We start from the raw sequence: 21,807 nt of genomic DNA on the forward strand, positions 1-21,807 counted from the left end.
TTAACTGCACCTATTTAACAGTTAACTGAATCTAATTTGGAATAAACGTTACCTAATTAAGAATTAACTGAACCTACTCTAGCTACCTTCGATAAATTATTGATAAATATCTACATATTATTAACGCCTTTGCACTTATATCAACATTTTAGTTTTAAACAAATAAATTGAGCGAGCGTTCAATCGAAAATATGTTATAATAATTGATAGCGGTTTCAAACAGGAAATAAAGGAGGATTTACATTGAAAAGAACAGTAATAGTAGCAGGTGCAAGAACGCCTTTTGGTAAATTTGGAGGGGCTTTGGCTCCACTAACTGCAGCACAGTTAGGTGGCATAGCAATCAAAGAAGCGATGAAGCGTGCAAACATCGAACCTACAGAAGTGAACGAAGTAATCATGGGTTCTGTACTTCAAGGTGGGCAAGGACAATTACCTTCTAGACAAGCAATGAGAAACGCTGGAATTCCTTGGGAAACCAAAACAGAAACGGTTAACAAAGTGTGTGCTTCTGGTATGCGTAGTGCAACACTTGGAGATATGATGATCCGCCTTGGCGAAGAAGAAGTTGTAATTGCTGGTGGAATGGAAAGCATGTCGAACGCTCCATACTTCCTCCCTACAGCTCGTTGGGGAATGAGAATGGGCGATCAAAAAGCTGTCGATATGATGGTTCATGACGGTTTGACTTGTTCATTTGAAAATGTACACATGGGAACATACGGAAATCGTACAGCTAATAAATACGAATTGACACGCGAAGCTCAGGATGAGTGGGCAGTACGTAGTCATGAACGAGCAGGAAAAGCGATAGAGAACGGTATTTTTAAAGAAGAAATTGTACCAGTTGAAGTACCTCAGCGTAAAAAAGATCCTTTGCTTGTAGACACGGATGAAGCTCCACGCAAAGGGACGACTGTCGAATCATTAGCTAAATTGCGTCCAGCTTTCGATAAAGATGGAACAATTACAGCTGGGAATGCGCCTGGTATCAACGATGGTGCAGCTGCGATGGTACTGATGTCTGAGGAAAAAGCGAAGGCAACAGGTCAAACTCCACTTGCGACAATAATTGCACATGAAGAGGTTGCAGTTGAGGCTGACCGTTTCCCTGAAACGCCAGGAATCGTCATCAACAAACTATTAGAAAAAACGGACTATACAATAGATGATATCGATCTTTTCGAAGTGAACGAAGCATTCGCTGCAGTTTCACTTGCTAGTGGAAAAATTGCCGGCCTTGATCCGGAAAAGGTGAACGTCAACGGTGGTGCTGTAGCACTTGGACACCCAATCGGTGCAAGTGGAGCGCGCATTGTATTGACGCTTGCTTATGAATTAAAACGTCGCGGTGGTGGCGTAGGTATCGCTTCGATTTGTTCCGGCGGCGGACAAGGTGATGCAGTATTGATTGAAGTACCTAAAAGTTAAGATTAAACCATAGTTATGATTGATTAAACTCGAGTTTTGTTCTATTGAGCTCAAGTTATGGTGGGTTAAACGCGCTACGTGGCGGATTAACTTCGCGACGTGGCGGATTAACTCTGTGACGTGAAGGATTAACTTCGTGACGTGGAGGATTAAGCTCGTGACGTGGAGGGTTAACTCTGTGACGTGGAGGATTAAGCTCGCGACGTGGCGGATTAACTCTGCGATGTGAAGGATTAACCCCCACTTCCAACATCAAAAACCACATTTTGTATATAAATTTAATGCAGGAGGTCAAAATATGTCGATCAAAAAAGTAATGGTCATTGGCGCGGGGCAGATGGGCGCTGGTATTGCTCAAGTGTTCGCGCAATCAGAGTTTGAAGTGAAGCTAAATGACATATCAGAAGAGTCACTACAAAAAGGGCTTGCGACAATTGAAAAGTTCCTTTCAAAAAGTGTCGAAAAGGAACGTATGACGGAAGATGATAAGACGGCAACGCTCAACAGAATTGAAACGACAACTACCCTTCGTGATGCGCATGATTGTGATCTTGTCATTGAAGCGGTTGTTGAAAATATGGACGTAAAAACGAAGGTATTCCAACAACTAGACCAAATCACACCAAAACATGCGATTCTAGCGACGAACACTTCTTCTCTACCAATCACGGACATTGCGGCTGTGACTGACCGTCCAGATCAAGTAATCGGGATGCATTTCATGAATCCAGTACCAATTATGAAGCTGGTTGAAGTGATCCGTGCAATCCAAACATCTGATGAAACGTATCAAACGATTGAAGAAGCAGCGAAAGCTTTAAACAAATCACCAGTAGAAGTAAATGACTACCCAGGTTTCGTTTCTAACAGAGTGTTGATGCCGATGATCAACGAAGCGATCTACACGGTATTCGAAGGGGTTGCAGAACCCGACGCAATCGATGACGTAATGAAAATGGGTATGAATCATCCGATGGGGCCACTGCAACTAGCTGACTTTATCGGTTTAGATACGTGTTTATACATTATGGAAGTACTCCATGAAGGATTTGGCGACAGTAAATATCGTCCATGTCCGCTACTAAGAAAATATGTTAGCGCTGGCTGGTTAGGTAAGAAATCTGGCCGCGGCTTCTATGTGTACGAATAAGGAGGAGCATTAATGAATTTGAATTTCACCGAAGAGCAGGAAATGATGCGCAAAATGGTGCGTGATTTCGCACAAAAAGAAGTAGCTCCTGCAGTTGAACGAATGGAAGCGGAAGATCGTTTCCCTGAAGAAATCGTGAACAAGATGGGTGAGCTCGGGCTCATGGGCATTCCGATTCCAGAAGAAGCTGGTGGATCAGGAATGGACTATACATCTTACATCATCGCGATTCATGAGTTGTCGAAAGTGAGCGCGGCTGTAGGGGTAATCCTTTCAGTCCACACATCAGTAGGAACGTTCCCTATACTTTCGTTCGGAAATGACGAACAGAAATCCCACTATGTTCCCAAACTTGCTTCTGGAGAGTATCTAGGCGCATTTGCCCTTACAGAACCAGGTGCGGGTAGTGACGCTGGTAGCCTTAAGACACGAGCAGTAAAAGATGGCGACGATTATATTTTGAATGGTTCAAAGGTATTCATCACGAATGGTGAATACGCGGATGTCTATATCGTCTTTGCGAAAACTGATTCCGACGCTGATAGCAAAGGTATCTCAGCTTTCATCGTGGAAAAAGGTACACCAGGATTCGAAGTGAATAAGGCTGAGAAAAAGATGGGTCTTCACGGTTCAAGTACAGTTCCACTAACTTTCGATAACTGTCGTGTACCAGCGAAACAGCTTCTTGGAAAAGAAGGCGAAGGCTATAAAATCGCGCTTGCAAACTTGAATATCGGTCGTATCGGAATTGCTGCGCAAGCTTTAGGTATTGCTGAAGCGGCGCTTGATGCAGCGACGGATTACGCAAAAGAGCGTGAACAGTTTGGTAAGCCGATCGCCAAGCATCAGGGAGTATCTTTTAAATTAGCTGATATGGCAACTGCTGTAGAAGCTTCCAAGTTGATGATCTACAATGCTGCGTCTATGCACCAAGCAGGGATTAATTGTGCAAGAGAAGCATCAATGGCGAAGAAATTCGCATCGAAAACAGCAGTCGATACTTCGATTGAAGCTGTCCAAGTTTTCGGAGGATACGGCTATACAGAGGATTACCCAGTAGAACGTTATTTCCGTGATGCTAAAATCACTCAAATTTACGAAGGAACGACTGAGATCCAGAACCTAGTTATCAGTCGTCATTTACTAAAATAAACATCTTAGATCAAACGCTTGATTGAAACATCCATAAGTTGAGTTGAGCAACATATTTTAAAAAAGAAATCGGGGGATCATAGTATGAATTTTCAATTGACGGAAGAGCAGGAAATGCTTCGCAGAATGGTTCGTGACTTTGCGAAAAAAGATGTAGAACCGACAGCGGCAGAACGTGATGAAGAAGAGCGTTTCGACCGCGATATTTTTGATAAAATGGCGGGCTTAGGCCTGACAGGAATTCCTTGGCCTGAAGAGTACGGTGGGATCGGATCTGACTTCGTCAGCTATGCGATTGCAGTAGAAGAATTGTCGCGTGTGTGTGCATCAACGGGTGTAACGTTATCAGCACATATCTCGCTAGCGAGCTGGCCGATCTATACTTACGGAAACGAAGATCAGAAGAAAAACTTCTTACAGCGTTTAGCGACAGGTGAAGCTCTAGGTGCGTATGCATTGTCTGAACCAGGTGCAGGAAGTGACGTTTCTTCCATGAAGACTTCTGCGAAAAAAGATGGCGACGATTACATCTTAAACGGAAGCAAAGTATGGATTACGAACGGTGGCGTTGCTGACATTTATGTCGTTTTCGCTAAAACAGATGCGGATGCGAAACATAAAGGAATCTCTGCATTCATCGTTGAGAAAGGCACGGATGGTTTCTCATTCGGTAAGAAGGAAGAGAAGCTAGGAATCCGTTCGTCTCCAACTACGGAATTAATTTTTGAAAACTGCCGTCTGCCAAAAGAAAATCTTCTAGGTGAAGAAGGCGATGGATTCAAGATCGCAATGACGACACTTGACGGTGGACGTAACGGTATCGCTGCACAGGCAGTCGGTATTGCACAAGGAGCTTTAGATGCTGCGACAGATTACGCGAAAGAACGCGAACAGTTCGGTAAGCCTATTGCGCACAACCAGGGAATCAGCTTCAAACTTGCTGACATGGCGACAGAAGTGGAAGCTTCTCGTCTATTGACTTACCAAGCTGCTTACAATGAATCTGAAGGAATCCCTTATCAGAAAGAATCAGCAATGGCGAAACTATTTGCAGGGGACACAGCGATGAAAGTGACTGTTGAAGCTGTACAAGTCTTTGGTGGTTATGGTTATACGAAAGATTACCCTGTCGAGCGTTACATGCGCGATGCGAAAATTACACAGATCTATGAAGGAACTCAAGAGATCCAGCGCCTAGTAATAGGTCGTATGGTGACAAAATAAGTTATAGCAATTCTTCACGAAAGGACGATGCGGATGGAGCAACTGGCGAAGCGGGTGGCTGATCAGGACCAGCGTGCACTTGCGCGAGCGATCACGTATATCGAGAATGATCACCCAGACAAACTCGAGCTCATGCAACAATTGAATCAGCAAAAAAAGCAGTCTCAATATATCGGGATTACGGGTTCACCAGGAGCGGGCAAAAGTTCACTGGTCGACGCTTTGATCACGAAGCTTCGAGCTGACGATAAAACCGTTGCCATCATCGCCGTCGATCCGACGAGTCCTTTCAGTGGAGGGGCGCTTTTAGGTGACCGAGCCCGTATGCATAAGCATTTCTCGGATCCTGACGTGTTTATTCGGAGCATGGCGACCAGAGGCTCACTCGGAGGTCTAGCACGTGCGACGAAAGATGCAATTAGAGCTTGTAATGCCTATGGATTCGACTATATTTTCATCGAAACAGTCGGTGTCGGCCAGTCCGAACTCGATATCATGAAAGTCGCTGATACGACTGCGGTGGTGCTCACCCCGAACAGTGGGGACATCATCCAAGTATTCAAAGCAGGTATCATGGAAATCGCCGATCTTTTCGTATTAAATAAAGCAGATCTTCCAGGTGTTAATAAGCTTAAAAACCAGCTTGGCGATTTGATTCATATCGCCGGGCATCGTGGTTTCGAGCCACCGATCATCAAGACCAGTGTCACTGAAAATGAAGGCATCAACGACTTGCTAGATGCCTTCAACAGACATTGGACATACTTAGAAGAAACAGATGCAGGTCAGAAACAGCGCCAGCAACAACTAGAATATGAAGTCTATGAATTGATCCAAGACTCTTTATGGAAAGATGTCGAGCACTTCATTCAATCAGATGAGACTCGGCAAGAAGAGCTCCGATCGGCAACAGACCCTTATACACTAGCCAAAAGTTGGTTGGATGAGTGGCATAACCAGAGGAAGGGTGATTCAGATGGTTAAACGCATCGCTTCATCCATCAAAGATAAGAAATTGATAGAAAGAAGGCGGGCAGAACTCCACAAGGGAGCGGTCCAACTTTTTAAAGAAAAAGGGTTCCACCGGGCGACAACTCGTGAGATTGCGAAAGCTGCCGGGTTTAGTATCGGGACCTTATATGAGTACATTCGCACGAAAGAAGATGTCCTCTTCCTCGTGTGTGATGCGATTTACGATGAAGTGAAGGCACGAATGGAAAACGTAATCGATACGACAGCGACTTCAGAGGAAGCACTCTATCAAGCAGTGGAATCTTATTTTCAACTGATGGACGATATGCAAGATGAAGTGTTGATTCTGTATCAAGAAGTGAAGGCATTGCCAAAAGACGCTCAAGAATATGTGCTTGAGAAAGAGCGTGAGATGTTAGGGATGTTCGAAGAGGTGATCTCGAATGGATTTCCGAATCTTTTATCACCACAAGAGATCAATTTAGTCGCTAACAACCTATTAATTCAAGGGCAGATGTGGAGCTTCCGTCGTTGGGCGCTTCAGAAGGATTTTTCATTAGAAGAATATACGAATGTTCAGTTTCAGTTATTAAAAAGTCAGCTGGCTCATCAAGCTCAGCAAAAAGGAGGAACGAATGATGCAGCAGCAAGAAGTGTATAAAGTGAAGCATCCCGTTCGTTTTGTGACGGCATCCAGTCTTTTCGATGGTCATGATGCTTCGATCAATATCATGCGTCGTATTTTACAAGCAAGTGGTGCAGAGGTCATTCACTTAGGGCATAACCGTTCGGTTGAAGAAGTGGTTAATGCAGCAGTTCAAGAAGATGCTCAAGGGATTGCGATTTCATCCTACCAAGGTGGACACACTGAATATTTCAAGTACATGGTCGATCTATTGAATGAACGCGGTGCTGGTCATATCCGCGTATATGGCGGTGGCGGCGGTGTTATTTTACCGCGCGAAATCAAAGAATTGCACGAGTACGGTGTGGCACGAATCTTTTCTCCAGAAGATGGTCGTACGGTAGGACTGCAAGGAATGATCAATAATATGATTGAAGAGTGTGACCATCCGACGCCTCTTGATATCGAAAAAGATGTAGAAGCGGCTAAGGCTGGCGAATACCCAGCGATTGCTCGTTTGATTACTCATGTCGAAAACGATGATATCTCGAGTGAAGAGCTTGCTAACCAATTGAAGGTAGAAGGCGTTGATGTTCCTGTTCTTGGTATCACTGGTACAGGTGGTGCAGGTAAGAGTTCACTGACGGACGAATTGATCCGTCGCTTCGTCAACGAAGTTCCTGATAAAAAAATAGCAATCCTTTCTGTCGACCCGACGAAAAAGAAAACAGGTGGAGCGCTTTTAGGTGACCGTATCCGTATGAATGCGATCTTCAACCCACGCGTTTATATGAGATCTCTTGCGACTCGTGATTCAAAGTCTGAGCTTTCAAAAGCGATCCAAGATGCGATCGATGTAGTGAAAGCTGCTAACTTTGACTTTGTTATCGTTGAAACAAGTGGAATCGGTCAAGGGGATGCTGAAATCACTGAAATCACGGATCTATCGATGTACGTGATGACAGCTGAATTCGGTGCGCCATCCCAGCTAGAAAAAATCGATATGATCGATTTCGCAGACTTTATCGTTATCAACAAATTCGAACAAAAAGGTTCTGAGGATGCATTCCGACAAGTCCGTAAGCAGTTCGAGCGAAGTCATATGAGATTCCATGAAGATCACGATACATTCCCAGTTTTCGGTACGATTGCGAGTCAGTTTAACGATCCAGGAACGAACACATTGTTCGCTTCGTTAGTGGAGACGTTAAACGATCGTTTCGACTGGGGCGTTGACGTTCCTTTCGACACGAAAATTAAAATCGTCGAAAAGCAGAACTTGATTATCCCACCTGAACGCACGCAATATTTACGCGATATTGTACAGACAGTGGAAGGTTATAAAGAAGAAGCGAAGAAACAAAGTGAAGTCGCGACGAAACTTTATAAGTTGAAAGGTACGAAGGAAGAACTTGGTGAAGGTTCAGTCGAGCAGCTGGATCAACTCATCGAAGATTACGAGAAACAATTAGATGATGATAACCAGGAAAAAATCGATTCTTTCGATTCATTGAAAGAAACGTATCAGCAAGATGAACTATCCTATCAAGTTCGCGATAAGGAATTTAAAGTCGACCTAAATACGGAAAGTATTTCAGGTTTGAAAATACCGAAAGTTTCTCTGCCTAGCTATCAGGACTGGGGAGACCGTTTGTACTGGATGTTGACTGAAAACGTTCCAGGTTCATTCCCGTTCACAGCTGGGGTGTTTCCATTCAAACGTAAAGGTGAAGACCCGACACGTCAGTTCGCTGGTGAAGGAACACCTGAGCGTACGAACCGTCGTTTTCATTACCTTTCAAAAAATGAAGAAGCGAAGCGCTTAAGTACAGCGTTCGATTCTGTAACATTATACGGGGAAGACCCAGATGAGCGTCCTGATATTTACGGGAAAGTCGGTGAGTCAGGGGTAAGCATTTGTACGGTAGAAGATATGAAGAAACTGTACGATGGATTCGACCTTTGTCACCCGATGACGTCTGTTTCAATGACTATCAACGGACCGGCTCCGATTATCCTAGCGATGTTCTTGAATACTGCAATCGATCAGAAGCTTGGAGAGTTCAAAGAAGAAGAAGGTCGTGAACCGAATGCGGAAGAAACAGCACGCATTAAAATGGAAACGATCAATGTCGTCCGTGGAACCGTTCAAGCGGATATTCTAAAAGAAGACCAAGGTCAGAACACGTGTATCTTTTCAACGGAATTCGCCCTTCGTATGATGGGTGACATCCAGGAATACTTCATCGACAATGAAGTGCGAAACTACTATTCTGTTTCGATCTCTGGTTATCACATCGCTGAAGCGGGTGCGAACCCGATCAGTCAGTTGGCATTCACGCTCGCAAATGGTTTCACTTATGTCGAGTACTACTTGAGCCGTGGCATGGATATCAACAAGTTCGCGCCGAACCTATCGTTCTTCTTCTCGAATGGACTAGATCCGGAATACACGGTGATCGGTCGAGTAGCTCGTCGTATCTGGTCAATCGTTATGCGCGACAAATATGGTGCCAATGAGCGAAGCCAGAAGCTGAAGTATCATATCCAGACGTCTGGACGTTCCCTGCACGCACAAGAAATTGACTTCAACGACATTCGTACGACGCTTCAAGCGTTGATTGCGATTCAGGATAACTGTAACTCGCTTCACACGAATGCTTACGATGAAGCGATTACAACACCGACTGAAGAGTCCGTGCGCCGTGCAATGGCAATCCAAATGATCATCAATAAAGAGTTCGGCTTGACGAAAAATGAAAACTCTCTACAAGGTTCATTCATTTTAGAAGAATTGACCGACCTAGTAGAGCAAGCCGTTTTACAAGAGTTCGAACGTATCAACGACCGTGGTGGCGTATTAGGCGCAATGGAGCGTCAATACCAGCGTGGAAAGATCCAAGAGGAATCTCTATACTATGAAGGTAAGAAACATTCTGGTGAACTTCCGATCGTCGGGGTCAACACGTATGAGAACCCGAATCCTACTTCAGAAGATGAGATCAACTCAATGGAAATCGCTCGTGCTTCACAAGAGGAAAAGCAACAACAGATCAAGAACCTGCAAGACTTCCAGGAACGTAACAAAGAAGAAGCAGACGTTGCTCTTGACCGTTTGAAAGAAGTAGCAGCATCTAATGGAAACGTATTCGCTGAATTGATGGAGACAGTGAAAGTAGCAAGTCTCGGTCAAATCACCAATGCACTCTATGAAGTAGGCGGCCAGTATCGCCGTAATATGTAAGATTGATATAGAACTCCGTCCAGTTGTTGGGCGGAGTTTTTCATATGGACGCTTTAATTGCGCCACTTTTCTTCATATATTTGAGGAAATAGGGTTGAGTTGGTGCTTTTTTGGAAAAAACTAGGCTGAATTGCGTCGCTTTTCCCATTAGTTGCGTCACTATTTAAGACAGAACGAAGATTTAATGATCGAGCAAGTTTTATCCGTAATAAATAGCCGAATTAAGAAGGAAAAAGGCAGTTATTTTACTTAAAATGGAAAAATGAGTGTTTATCCGTATTTATGGTTGATACAATCACTCAAACTAGAAAACGGAACCTCCATGGGAAATCTGACATAAATGCCACGCCCAGTACAATTTTAAGATTAATGTGGTAAAATGATGAGATGTATATTAAAATGGTAATGCAATAGTAGAGGTATCGATTGAAGGACGTTCATATTTTCTGATAAAATGTGAATACGTTGATTCAGTCTGCTGAGAAAAGGAGTGCGTATCGTGAGCTTGGATAATTATACAAAAGAAGAACTAAAAGAAATTTCAATGGTAGAAATTGCACATGAGATATTACTTGAGGAAAAGCAAACATATAACTACAACGACCTATACAATATGATCGCTGAGGCTAAGGACTTTTCTAAGGCAGAAAAAGAACAGTTCATCACGCAACTTTATACAGACCTTAATATTGATGGGCGTTTCATTTCGATCGGCTCCAATATGTGGGGGCTGAAGCGTTGGTACCCTTACGATCAAACTGAGGAAGATATTGTTTCTTTCACAGATGAAGAAGAAAAGCCGAAGAAAAAGAAAGCTAAAAAGAAAACTAAGAAGAAAAAAGAAGCGCCAGCTGAGGATACACTCCTTGAAGACGAACTAGAACCAGATGCTGATCTGGCCTTGGATGACGATGATGATGAAGCAAAAGAGTTATTCGATGATATTGATCAAGACGATTTGGACGATGAAGACGATGATGAGGACGACAAATAAGTCGCCTAATTTTCTTCTTGACTATTCACATGGAACGAAGTAATATTCTATGTGGGCTCTCAAAATAAATATACGCTCCCGACACACTTAGATGTGTTCGGGAGCTTTTTGCGTTTATAAGGGGCCTGACATATATTTATGAATAATAATCAAAACATATATGAACCTAAAGGTATAGAAAGAGAGGAAAAGACATGACAAAGTATATTTTTGTGACAGGTGGGGTTGTCTCATCTTTAGGGAAAGGGATTACAGCTGCTTCTTTAGGAAGGCTATTAAAAAATCGAGGGCTGAAGGTGACGATTCAGAAATTCGACCCTTATTTGAACGTTGACCCTGGTACGATGAGTCCATATCAACATGGTGAGGTATTTGTAACTGAAGACGGGGCAGAAACAGACCTGGATTTAGGCCACTATGAAAGATTCATCGATATCAATCTGAATAAATATAGTAACGTAACTACAGGGAAGGTCTATTCTTCTGTCATCCGTAAAGAACGTCGCGGCGATTACTTAGGTGGTACTGTTCAGGTCATTCCGCACATCACCAACGAGATAAAAGACAAGGTTTTTCAAGCTGGTAATGAAACGAATGCGGATGTTGTCATCACTGAAATTGGTGGAACTGTCGGTGATATCGAAAGTCTTCCATTTTTAGAGGCCATTCGTCAGCTGAAGAGCGATTTAGGAAAAGACAATGTCATGTACATCCACTGTACGCTTGTTCCATATATTAAGGCCGCTGGTGAGATGAAAACTAAGCCGACCCAACACTCGGTAAAAGAACTGCGTTCACTCGGGATTCAGCCGGATGTTATCGTATTGAGAACGGACATGCAGATCAGCCAGGACATGAAAGAAAAGATCGCTCTATTTTGTGATATTAATGAAAAAGCAGTCATTGAAGCGATGGATTGTGATGTTCTTTATGAAGTTGCGCTGGAAATGCAGCGTCAAGGACTGGATCAACTCGCTTGTGACCACTTCAAATTACAGTGTCCTGAAGCGGATATGGAAGAATGGAACCAATTGATCGACAATGTTCGAAACTTGAAGAAGTGCGTGAAAATTGCTCTAGTCGGAAAATATGTAGCGCTACCGGATGCTTATATTTCAGTTGTAGAAGCATTAAAGCACGCAGGATATCCATTTGACGCTGATATTGATGTTCAGTGGATCAACTCTGCAGAAGTGACTGCCGATAATGTAAAAGAATTGCTTAGTGATGCTGATGGAATTCTTGTACCTGGAGGGTTCGGCGACCGTGCCATTGACGGTAAGATTGAAGCCATTCGCTATGCTAGAGAAAACAAGATCCCATTTTTGGGAATATGCCTAGGGATGCAGTTAGCAACGGTCGAATTTGCTCGTAATGTATTAGGACTGGATGGAGCTCATTCTGCAGAAATCGATCCAACGACACCTTATCCGATTATCGACCTACTTCCTGAGCAAAAGGATGTGGAAGACTTAGGTGGAACGTTAAGACTTGGAGTTTATGCTTGCCGTTTGGAAAAAGATACGAATGCACAAGCAGCGTATGCAGATGAAGTTGTTTATGAGCGTCACCGTCACCGTTATGAGTTCAATAACACATATCGTGACAGTATGGAACAAAACGGATTCGTATTTTCAGGAAAAAGTCCTGACGGTCGCTTGATCGAAATCATTGAACTGAAAGATCACCCTTGGTTTGTGGCTTCTCAATTCCACCCAGAATTCAAGTCACGTCCAACGAGACCACAGCCTTTATTCAAGAAGTTTGTCGAAACAAGTATCGATTTGTCGAATGCGTAAAAATATTTAATTTTAAAACATTTTTTTACAGGTCAAGCCTTGCCTATTTTACAATCTTTACCTATAATTTGAGGTGGTGGTTGTACTAGAAAAGGTGTTGTTAAAATGAGTAAATTAATTTATGTGCTCGACGACGATGCTGGAATTAGGTTGTTGTTGGAAGAGGTCATCAAGCGCGAGGGTTTTCGAGTAAAATCTTTCGAATATCCGGAAGAATTAAGGGAAGAAGTGCGTAAAAAAGCACCTGACATGATGTTTATCGATTACTTATTAAAAGGCAGTCGCGGTGATAAAATTGCGGCTGAGATCGAGCAATCCGGTTATTCGATTCCCACAATTCTCATCAGTGGATTTGCCAAAGATGACATTGAACGCGCTATAGAATCTGACACAATCGTCCAAATCCTTGAAAAACCTTTTCGAGTCGAATACGTATGCGACATTTTACACAATACGTCGAATGTTGTATAAAACGATCCATTTGGTTGTTGCGAAAGAGTGGCGCAGTTGGTATTCTATAGCTAATGATGATTTTTCATAAAACATTTTGCGTTTCCGATTAGGAGGAAGCAACTGTGCCACTAGTTTCAATGAAGGACATGCTTAATAAAGCAAAAGATGAAGGTTATGCAGTAGGCCAATTCAATTTAAATAATTTAGAATATGCTCAAGCTATTTTACAAGCAGCAGAAGAAGAAAAATCTCCAGTCATCATAGGGGTTTCTGAAGGTGCTGCTAAATATTGTGGTGGCTTTAACGTAGTTGTAGCTATGATCAAGTCATTAATGGAAGCTTATGGTACAACAGTTCCTGTAGCGATTCATTTAGACCACGGTTCAAGTTTCGCAAAATGTGCACAAGCAATCCATGCAGGATTCACCTCTGTCATGATCGACGCTTCCGCTGAACCACTCGATGATAACATCGCGTGGACGAAGAAAGTAGTCGAACTTGCTCACTTACATGGGGTTTCAGTCGAGGCTGAACTTGGAAGAGTAGGTGGTCAGGAAGATGGTATCATCGTAGAAGATGCTGAAGCTGCTTATGCTATTCCATCTGAGTGCGAACGCTTAGTTCGTGAAACAGGCGTTGATTGCTTTGCTCCGGCATTAGGTTCTGTACATGGTCCTTACAAAGGGGAGCCTAATCTTGGTTTCGATCGTATGGAAGAAGTGCAGAAATTGACAGGTGTTCCATTAGTATTACATGGTGGAACTGGAATACCAACGAAAGATATTCAGCGTGCAATCTCACTTGGTTCCGCGAAGATCAATGTCAACACAGAGAGCCAAATGGCACAGGTACAAACGGTACGTGAAGTACTTGCTGAGAACCCAGATTTATACGATCCAAGAAAATATTTAGGTCCGAGTCGCGACAAGATTAAAGAAACTGTAATCGGGAAAATGCGCGAGTTCGGTTCTTCCCAAAAAGCATAGATATATAAGAACGGCTGATCCACTGGAATTGGGTTAGCCTTTTCGTGTTTAGAAGCGAAGGGTAAGTGGGAAAGAGTTAGACAAAAATATAAATTCCTAATCGAAACTTATCCAAGAGGAAGCAGAACGAAAGTAAAGTTTTTAATACTTTAAGAATGTTTAACTTTGTTAAAGGTTTAAAGTATGTGAAAAACAAAGGCTTTTGCCATTAGGACTTGGCGATAAGCTAAGTTTTTCTCAATATAATTCTACAAGAGGGAGAGAAGAATTAATGAAATTTTTTATAGATACAGCGAATATAGACGAAATTAAAGAAGCGAATGCTTTAGGTATACTGGCAGGGGTGACGACTAACCCATCTCTAGTAGCAAAAGAAGGAGTCGATTTCCATGACCGCCTTCGTGAAATCACGCAAGAAGTAACCGAAGGATCTGTCAGTGCAGAAGTAGTATCTGATGATGCAGAAGGAATGCTTCGTGAAGCAGAAGAGTTAGTGAAAATTGCACCGAACATCACAATTAAATTGCCTATGACACTTGAAGGTTTGAAAGCTTGTAAAGCTTTAACTGATCAAGGGGTTAAAACGAATGTAACACTCGTATTTTCAGCGAACCAGGCGCTATTAGCTGCTCGTGCAGGTGCAACATATGTTTCACCTTTCTTAGGTCGCTTAGACGATATGGGTCAAAATGGTATGAACCTGATTGCTGAAATTGCGGAGATTTTCGATCGCCATGCGATTGAGTCACAAATCATCGCAGCAAGCGTTCGTCATCCGATGCACGTGACAGAAGCTGCACTTAACGGGGCGCATATTGCGACGATTCCATTGAAAGTGATTCAACAGCTTGTGAAGCACCCATTGACGGATGCTGGTATCGAGAAGTTCAAGAATGATTGGGAGCAGGCGAATAAATAAGTTGAATGAATAATAATGGAAAAAAAGTAGCATGAAGACGTACTTTTTTTCACATAATAAAGGTGCCACAATGGTATCTAACCAAAATTCCTTAAGGGGAGTATGACAATGGAAAAACTACTCATCGAAGGTGGCCATTCACTAAAAGGAACAGTTCGCGTGAGTGGTGCAAAGAACAGCGCTGTTGCACTACTTCCAGCAACGATTCTAGCCGAATCAGAAGTGACTTTAGAAGGCTTACCAGATATTTCAGATATTCAAACGTTAAAAGATTTACTAAGTGATATTGGCGGTACGGTTTCACAAGAAGGCGAAGATATAACGATCGATCCTTCACAAATGGTGTCGATGCCATTACCGAATGGACGCGTGAAAAAGTTACGTGCATCGTACTATTTCATGGGTGCAATGCTCGGTCGTTTCAAAAAAGCGGTCATCGGTATGCCAGGTGGTTGTAACCTAGGTCCTCGTCCGATCGATCAGCATATTAAGGGTTTCGAAGCGCTTGGTGCGGAAGTCACGAATGAACAAGGCGCAGTATATCTGCGAGCAGAAGAACTGACGGGAGCTAAAATCTATTTAGACGTCGTGAGCGTTGGTGCAACGATTAATATTATGCTAGCTGCTGTCCGTGCAAAAGGTAAAACGACGATTGAAAACGCAGCGAAAGAACCTGAAATCATTGATGTTGCAACACTATTAAACGCAATGGGCGCGAAAATTAAAGGTGCAGGTACTGATGTCATCCGTATTGAAGGTGTCGATGAGCTCAAAGGTTGCCGTCATACGATTATTCCTGACCGTATCGAAGCAGGAACTTATACGATTCTTGCTGCTTCAAAAGGTGAAGAAGTTGTGATCGACAATGTCATCCCGACTCACTTGGAGTCATTGACTGCAAAGCTTCGAGAAATGGGTGTGACGATCATTGAACAAGAAGATTCTCTGATTGTGCGTCGCAATGACAAGTTGAAAAGTGTGGATATCAAAACGCTGGTCTACCCAGGTTTTCCAACAGACTTGCAGCAGCCGTTCACATCATTGCTCACTCAAGCAAGTGGAACCAGCATCGTAACTGATACGATTTATCAAGCTCGATTCAAACACATTGACGAGCTACGTCGTATGAATGCAAGCATTAAAGTCGAAGGTAGCTCGGCAGTCATTTCAGGACCAGTGTTATTAGAAGGTGCTAAAGTGAAAGCGAGTGACTTACGCGCGGGTGCATCACTAGTAGTTGCTGGGTTGATGGCAGACGGCGTAACTGAAATCGTTGGTCTTGAGCATATTGATCGTGGTTATGACCACTTGACGAGAAAATTGGGTGAACTTGGCGCAGTTGTATGGCGCGAAGCGCTCACAGAAGAAGAACGCAAGCAGTTTCAAAATGCTTAGCTAGACAAACAGCTTCGGGAGTGTTTGGCATATTGCTAGGGGGCAAATGCTTCCACTATTATTGTGATAAATGTAGGAGAGCCAGTCCGTTTTAACAAATAAAAGGTTTGGAGAGGAAGAGGGAACATGGAGAGAAGTTTATCAATGGAGGTCGTACGCGTCACAGAAGCGGCGGCATTAGCATCAGCTCGTTGGATGGGCCGTGGGGAAAAAGAAGAGGCAGATAATGCAGCTACAGAAGCGATGCGTACAGTATTTGATACGATTCCGATGGATGGTCGGGTTGTTATCGGTGAAGGGGAGCGCGACGAAGCTCCGATGTTATACATAGGTGAGGAGCTTGGAATGCCTGGTGGCCCAAGCGTGGATATCGCAGTCGACCCTGTCGAAGGGACAAACATCGTTGCTAATGGTTCATGGAATGCATTCGCAGTTGTAGCGATTGCAGACCGTGGGAAGATGCTTCACGCACCGGATATGTACATGGACAAGATTGCTGTCGGTCCTCAAGCTGTAGGTAAGATCGACATCGATGCTTCGGTGACTGATAACCTAAAAGCCGTAGCGAAGGCGAAAGGTAAAGATGTAGAAGACTTAGTGGCGGTAGTATTGGATCGTCCGCGCCACAGTGATATCATTGCTGAAATCCGCCAAGCTGGGGCGCGCATTAAGTTGATTCCTGATGGTGACGTTGCAGCAGCAATCAACACTGCATTCGAAGATACTGGTGTCGACATTTACATCGGGCAAGGGGGAGCGCCTGAGGGTGTTCTTGCTGCAGTCGGATTAAAATGTTTAGGCGGAGAAATCCAAGGACGCCTAGCACCGAAAACCGATGAAGAAGTTGAACGCTGTCACAAAATGGGAATCCAAGACGTCAACAAAGTGTTGATGATGTCTGACCTAGTATCAGGTGACGATGCGATCTTCGCTGCAAGTGGAATCACTGACGGCGAATTGTTGAAAGGTGTCCAGTTCAAAGGAGCAAAAGCAACAACTCAAACGCTCGTCATGCGTGCGAAGTCTGGAACTGTCCGCTTCGTCAATGGCGAACACAGCCTGAAGAAAAAACCAAACCTTGTTATTGAAGATTAATAAATGTAATAGGTTCAAGCGTCTGACTCTTTGAGGGGTCAGGCGTTTTTATGTGGTGGGATAGGGTCCTGACTTATGGTGGGTTAAACTGGCGTTGTGGAGGATTGGAAGGCTGACGTGGAGGGTTTAAAACTCAACGTGGAGGATTCAGTGGCTAACGTGGCAGGTTCAACAGCCGACGTGGCGGATTAAAATGTGCACATGGAGGGTTCAAAAGCTGATGTGGAGGGTTGAAATGCCAAGGATTGGTGCGGTATATGGAATCGTTGGATAAATTGGTTTAGGTTCGGTTAAATCCGAGGTGCTTTCACTCAACCTCTGAAACTCCACCCGCTATACGATTCATCTTGCTTCTTTCTTTTAAAAGGTATAAAATAGATGTGTTATAGAAATAACTTACCTCAATCTACGATTTCTTTTCTCACTTCATGAGATCAATCCCTTTTGAATTCCAAAAATGAATTGAATAAAAAATAAATCAAATTAAATAAAAGAGTGGTGTTTTTGTGTCTAAATCAATGACGATTGCGGAGTTGGGAACAAAGACGCTGAAGGATTTATATGCTTTGGCGCGCGAATTAGGTGTTTCTTATTACGCAAAATTATCAAAAAAGGAATTAATATTTGCTATTTTAAAAGCGCAAGCTGAGAAAGACGGAAATCTTTTTGTGGATGGTGTGCTTGAGATCATCCAGTCTGAAGGGTTCGGTTTCTTACGTCCGATCAACTATGCGCCGAGTGCGGAGGATATTTATATTTCTGCGTCGCAGATCAGACGTTTCGATCTTCGTAACGGGGATCTTGTCTCTGGTAAAGCGCGACCGCCGAAAGAAAATGAGCGTTACTTCGGATTGCTTCACGTGGATGCGGTGAACGGTGACGATCCTGAGAGTGCGAAGGAGCGTATCCACTTTCCAGGTCTGACGGCTCTTTATCCTGATCGTAAGATGAATCTTGAAACTAAATCGAAAGTCCTTTCTACTAGAATTATGGACATGATGGCTCCGGTTGGTTTTGGACAACGTGGTCTGATCGTTGCTCCACCTAAAGCAGGTAAAACTATGATTTTAAAAGAAATCGCGAACAGCGTTTCTGAAAATCATCCACATGCAAAGCTAATCATCCTTCTGATCGACGAGCGTCCTGAGGAAGTGACGGACATCGAGCGTTCGGTCGCAGATGATGTGGATGTAGTCAGTTCGACTTTCGATGAAGTACCTGAAAACCACATCAAAGTGTCTGAGCTAGTTCTTGAGCGCGCGATGCGCCTAGTTGAACATAAGCAGGACGTCATTATTTTAATGGATAGTATTACGAGACTTGCTCGTGCATATAACTTGGTAATTCCACCGAGTGGTAGAACGTTATCTGGTGGTATCGATCCGGCATCTTTCCACCGTCCGAAGAGATTCTTTGGTGCTGCGCGTAATATCGAAGAAGGTGGTAGCATGACCATCCTTGCTACTGCACTTGTTGATACTGGCTCACGCATGGATGACGTCATCTATGAAGAGTTCAAAGGAACAGGTAACATGGAATTACACTTGGATCGTAAATTGGCTGATCGCCGTATTTTCCCAGCAATCGACATTTTACATTCTGGTACTCGAAAAGAAGAACTTCTCATGCCAAAAGAGCAGTTGGATAAAATGTGGGCGATCCGTAAAATGATGCAGGATCATCACGATTTCTCTGAGCGTTTCCGTCGTAGATTACGTGGATCGAAGAACAATGATGAGTTTTTCAAAATCATGGACGATGAGATGAAAGGGAAGAAAGAAAAATAATCGACATTGAGTCTATAGGAGTATTCAAAAACTCCTTGCAAAAGACAGACTCAGTTGGTATAATTCTTCTGTGTGAAAATAATAGACGACTTCCGTCATAAAAGACGGTGTTTATGAAAAAACTCTGTTTCCGAAGTGATTCAGGGCAAGGAGGGTAAAACATGAAGCAGGAAATTCATCCGGAATACCGTAAAGTTGTATTTTTAGATACAAGCTCTGATTTCAAATTCTTGAGTGGTTCTACTTTAGAATCAGAAGAAACAATCGAATGGGAAGACGGTAACACGTACCCATTGATTCGCGTTGAAATCAGCTCGGCTTCACACCCATTCTACACTGGTAAGCAAAAAGCTGACAAAGTCGGTGGCCGTGTAGATCGCTTCAAGAAGAAATATAACATGAACTAAGTGTGAGCTAGCTAACAAAGAAGCTGACCGATTATTCGGCTCTTCACCAAAAATAGATGATAATTTTTATTTTCTTACTTTTGGTGGATAGCAAGATCGGTCAGTTTTTTTTATACTTAAATGAGTGTTGAATAATGACGGTTATTGTAAAAAAAACACATTTATAAGCAATAAAGATTAATTAAACAATAAATGAGGTGCTCTATTCATGATGTATGTGATGAAGCAAAATGGATGGCTCGAGGTCATCTGCGGCAGTATGTTTTCAGGAAAATCCGAAGAGTTGATCCGACGTGTACGCCGTGCTACATATGGGAATCAAACGATTCGAGTATTCAAGCCTGCTATCGATGACAGGTACGACGGGGAGTCAGTTGTTTCGCATAATGGGAATTCAATTATTGCTAGACCGGTTGATTCTTCAGCGGATATTGAAGACTTTATTGATGAAACGGTAGACATAGTAGGGATCGATGAAGTCCAATTCTTCGATGAAGGTGTCGTTGAAGTGGCTCAAAACCTTGCTGACCGTGGCATCCGTGTAATTACTGCTGGGCTGGACCAAGACTTCCGCGGGGAGCCATTTGGTGTAATGCCAGCTTTGATGACTTTAAGTGAAAACGTGACAAAGTTGAATGCGATCTGCCCGATTTGCGGAGCACCTGCGAGCAGAACGCAGCGTCTGATTGACGGGAAACCTGCGAGTTATGATGATCCGGTTATTCTTGTAGGAGCGTCGGAATCTTATGAGCCGCGTTGCCGTCACCATCATGAGGTACCCAACCACCCGAGAACGTCCCAGAATAAAACGGCTGAGGGTTATTCAAAATAATTGCCCAAGATCCTAACCGGCGTGTCACCGCTCGGTTAGGTTTTTTATGCTCAATATTTTTATACTTTAAGATTAACTTTGTTAAAGGATTAAAGTATGTGAAAACAAAGGCTTTCGCCATTAGGACTTGGCGATAAGCCAAGTTTTTCTCATAAAAAAGAACTTGGGTTTTGGGCGGAAAATTACACTTTCTGGGTGTACTTTGACGGTAGCTCAAGGCTATAATATAATAGGAATGTTATGAAAGAAGAGGTGGACGTTACATGTTAGAAAAGTTGCAGGGGCTGGAGGATCGTTACAACAAGCTGACTGAGCTGTTGATGGATCCAGAGGTCATTGGTGATTCGAATAAATTGCGCGAGTACTCAAAGGAGCAGTCGGACTTACAGCCGATCGTGGAGAAGTACCGCGAGTATAAAGATGTTACGCAGCAAATTGAAGATGCGAAGACGATGTTGAATGAGGAATCTGACGACGACGTTAAAGAGATGGCTCAGGAGGAACTGAAGGAACTTGAACCACAAGTGGAACCGCTTGAGAAGGAGTTGAAGCTTCTTCTGATTCCGAAAGATCCTAACGATGATAAAAACGTCATCATGGAAATCCGTGGAGCTGCAGGTGGTGAAGAAGCTGCATTGTTCGCAGCGAATCTTTACCGTTTGTACAGCCGTTTCGCCGAGATGAAGGGCTGGAAGACGGAAGTAATCGAACTGCATGAAGCGGATATGGGCGGTTATAAGGAAATCATCTTCATGATCAACGGGAGAGGTGCATTCTCGAACCTGAAATATGAAAATGGTGCACACCGTGTACAACGTGTTCCTGAAACGGAATCTGGCGGGCGTATCCATACGTCGACAGCAACGGTTGCTGTACTTCCTGAAGCGGAAGAGGTCGAAGTCGATATCCATGAAAAAGATATCCGCGTCGATACATTCGCATCCAGTGGACCTGGGGGACAGAGTGTAAATACGACGATGTCTGCTGTCCGTTTGACGCACGAACCAACTGGCACAGTCGTCTCTTGTCAGGATGAGAAATCCCAGATCAAGAACAAAGAGAAAGCGATGAAAGTGTTGCGCGCACGTATTTATGAAAATGTCAGGCGGGAAGAGCAAGCGAAGTACGATGAAACTCGTAAGTCAGCTGTAGGTACGGGCGACCGTTCGGAACGTATCCGCACGTACAACTATCCGCAGAACCGTGTGACCGACCACCGCATCGGCCTTACAATCAACAAACTCGACCAGATCATGGAAGGGAAGCTCGAAGAATTCATCGATGCTCTTTTCCTTGAAGAACAAACGAAACGCTTAGAGGAAATCAGCGAATAAAATGATGA

At 43.4% G+C, this 21,807-nt stretch carries 18 protein-coding genes; all 18 read left to right on the top strand.

Translation table 11 applies throughout. The features are described from left to right. The first annotated feature begins 243 nt into the window (after nucleotides 1-243). The 18 genes from CEY16_RS07210 (at nucleotide 244) to prfA (ending at nucleotide 21,799) form a co-directional block, all read left to right on the top strand. The gene (locus CEY16_RS07210; protein WP_101331321.1) at nucleotides 244-1,431 is read left to right on the top strand and encodes an acetyl-CoA C-acetyltransferase; all 1,188 of its coding nucleotides are present in this window, start codon (nucleotides 244-246) and stop codon (nucleotides 1,429-1,431) included. Between the two features lie 298 nt (nucleotides 1,432-1,729). Beyond that, entirely contained in the window at nucleotides 1,730-2,581 is an 852-nt protein-coding gene (locus tag CEY16_RS07215; RefSeq protein ID WP_101331322.1) for a 3-hydroxybutyryl-CoA dehydrogenase, read from the top strand. A gap of 12 nt (nucleotides 2,582-2,593) precedes the next feature. Next, nucleotides 2,594-3,733 carry an acyl-CoA dehydrogenase gene (locus CEY16_RS07220; protein ID WP_101331323.1) on the top strand — a complete coding sequence of 380 codons (1,140 nt, stop codon included), beginning with the start codon at nucleotides 2,594-2,596 and terminating at the stop codon, nucleotides 3,731-3,733. 84 nt (nucleotides 3,734-3,817) lie between these two features. Beyond that, a complete protein-coding gene (locus tag CEY16_RS07225; protein WP_101331324.1) occupies nucleotides 3,818-4,957 on the top strand; it encodes an acyl-CoA dehydrogenase in 1,140 nt (379 codons plus the stop codon). Between the two features lie 33 nt (nucleotides 4,958-4,990). After that, the gene (gene meaB / locus CEY16_RS07230) at nucleotides 4,991-5,941 is read left to right on the top strand and encodes a methylmalonyl Co-A mutase-associated GTPase MeaB (protein WP_101331325.1); all 951 of its coding nucleotides are present in this window, start codon (nucleotides 4,991-4,993) and stop codon (nucleotides 5,939-5,941) included. Then, nucleotides 5,934-6,590, top strand: coding sequence for a TetR/AcrR family transcriptional regulator (locus CEY16_RS07235; protein ID WP_101331326.1), 657 nt, complete (start codon nucleotides 5,934-5,936; stop codon nucleotides 6,588-6,590). Before meaB ends, CEY16_RS07235 begins: the two co-directional genes overlap by 8 nt. Further along, a complete protein-coding gene (gene icmF, locus CEY16_RS07240) occupies nucleotides 6,568-9,798 on the top strand; it encodes a fused isobutyryl-CoA mutase/GTPase IcmF (RefSeq protein ID WP_101331327.1) in 3,231 nt (1,076 codons plus the stop codon). Before CEY16_RS07235 ends, icmF begins: the two co-directional genes overlap by 23 nt. 499 nt (nucleotides 9,799-10,297) lie before the next feature. Then, complete coding sequence (gene rpoE, locus CEY16_RS07245; protein ID WP_101331328.1) at nucleotides 10,298-10,792, top strand: DNA-directed RNA polymerase subunit delta; 495 nt, start codon at nucleotides 10,298-10,300, stop codon at nucleotides 10,790-10,792. A gap of 194 nt (nucleotides 10,793-10,986) precedes the next feature. Then, on the top strand, nucleotides 10,987-12,591 hold the full coding sequence (locus CEY16_RS07250; RefSeq protein ID WP_101331329.1) for a CTP synthase: 1,605 nt from the start codon (nucleotides 10,987-10,989) through the stop codon (nucleotides 12,589-12,591). Between the two features lie 105 nt (nucleotides 12,592-12,696). Then, complete coding sequence (locus CEY16_RS07255) at nucleotides 12,697-13,062, top strand: response regulator (RefSeq protein WP_101331330.1); 366 nt, start codon at nucleotides 12,697-12,699, stop codon at nucleotides 13,060-13,062. A gap of 104 nt (nucleotides 13,063-13,166) precedes the next feature. Further along, on the top strand, nucleotides 13,167-14,030 hold the full coding sequence (gene fba / locus CEY16_RS07260) for a class II fructose-1,6-bisphosphate aldolase (protein ID WP_101331331.1): 864 nt from the start codon (nucleotides 13,167-13,169) through the stop codon (nucleotides 14,028-14,030). A 271-nt stretch (nucleotides 14,031-14,301) separates the two neighbouring features. Then, nucleotides 14,302-14,949 (top strand): fructose-6-phosphate aldolase, encoded by a 648-nt coding sequence (gene fsa, locus CEY16_RS07265; protein WP_101331332.1) that lies wholly within the window; start codon nucleotides 14,302-14,304, stop codon nucleotides 14,947-14,949. A gap of 108 nt (nucleotides 14,950-15,057) precedes the next feature. Then, nucleotides 15,058-16,344, top strand: coding sequence for a UDP-N-acetylglucosamine 1-carboxyvinyltransferase (locus CEY16_RS07270; protein ID WP_101331333.1), 1,287 nt, complete (start codon nucleotides 15,058-15,060; stop codon nucleotides 16,342-16,344). A gap of 126 nt (nucleotides 16,345-16,470) precedes the next feature. Next, on the top strand, nucleotides 16,471-17,439 hold the full coding sequence (glpX, locus tag CEY16_RS07275) for a class II fructose-bisphosphatase (protein WP_101331334.1): 969 nt from the start codon (nucleotides 16,471-16,473) through the stop codon (nucleotides 17,437-17,439). Nucleotides 17,440-17,957: 518 nt separating this feature from the next. Continuing rightward, nucleotides 17,958-19,226 carry a transcription termination factor Rho gene (gene rho / locus CEY16_RS07280; protein ID WP_101331769.1) on the top strand — a complete coding sequence of 423 codons (1,269 nt, stop codon included), beginning with the start codon at nucleotides 17,958-17,960 and terminating at the stop codon, nucleotides 19,224-19,226. A 161-nt stretch (nucleotides 19,227-19,387) separates the two neighbouring features. Next, the gene (locus CEY16_RS07285; RefSeq protein ID WP_101331335.1) at nucleotides 19,388-19,633 is read left to right on the top strand and encodes a type B 50S ribosomal protein L31; all 246 of its coding nucleotides are present in this window, start codon (nucleotides 19,388-19,390) and stop codon (nucleotides 19,631-19,633) included. 211 nt (nucleotides 19,634-19,844) lie between these two features. Next, nucleotides 19,845-20,465, top strand: coding sequence for a thymidine kinase (locus CEY16_RS07290; RefSeq protein ID WP_101331770.1), 621 nt, complete (start codon nucleotides 19,845-19,847; stop codon nucleotides 20,463-20,465). A gap of 263 nt (nucleotides 20,466-20,728) precedes the next feature. Further along, nucleotides 20,729-21,799, top strand: coding sequence for a peptide chain release factor 1 (gene prfA, locus CEY16_RS07295; RefSeq protein WP_101331336.1), 1,071 nt, complete (start codon nucleotides 20,729-20,731; stop codon nucleotides 21,797-21,799). Nucleotides 21,800-21,807 lie beyond the last annotated feature (8 nt).

It is taken from the genome of Halalkalibacillus sediminis, from assembly GCF_002844535.1.
GTDB lineage: Bacteria > Bacillota > Bacilli > Bacillales > Alkalibacillaceae > Halalkalibacillus_A > Halalkalibacillus_A sediminis.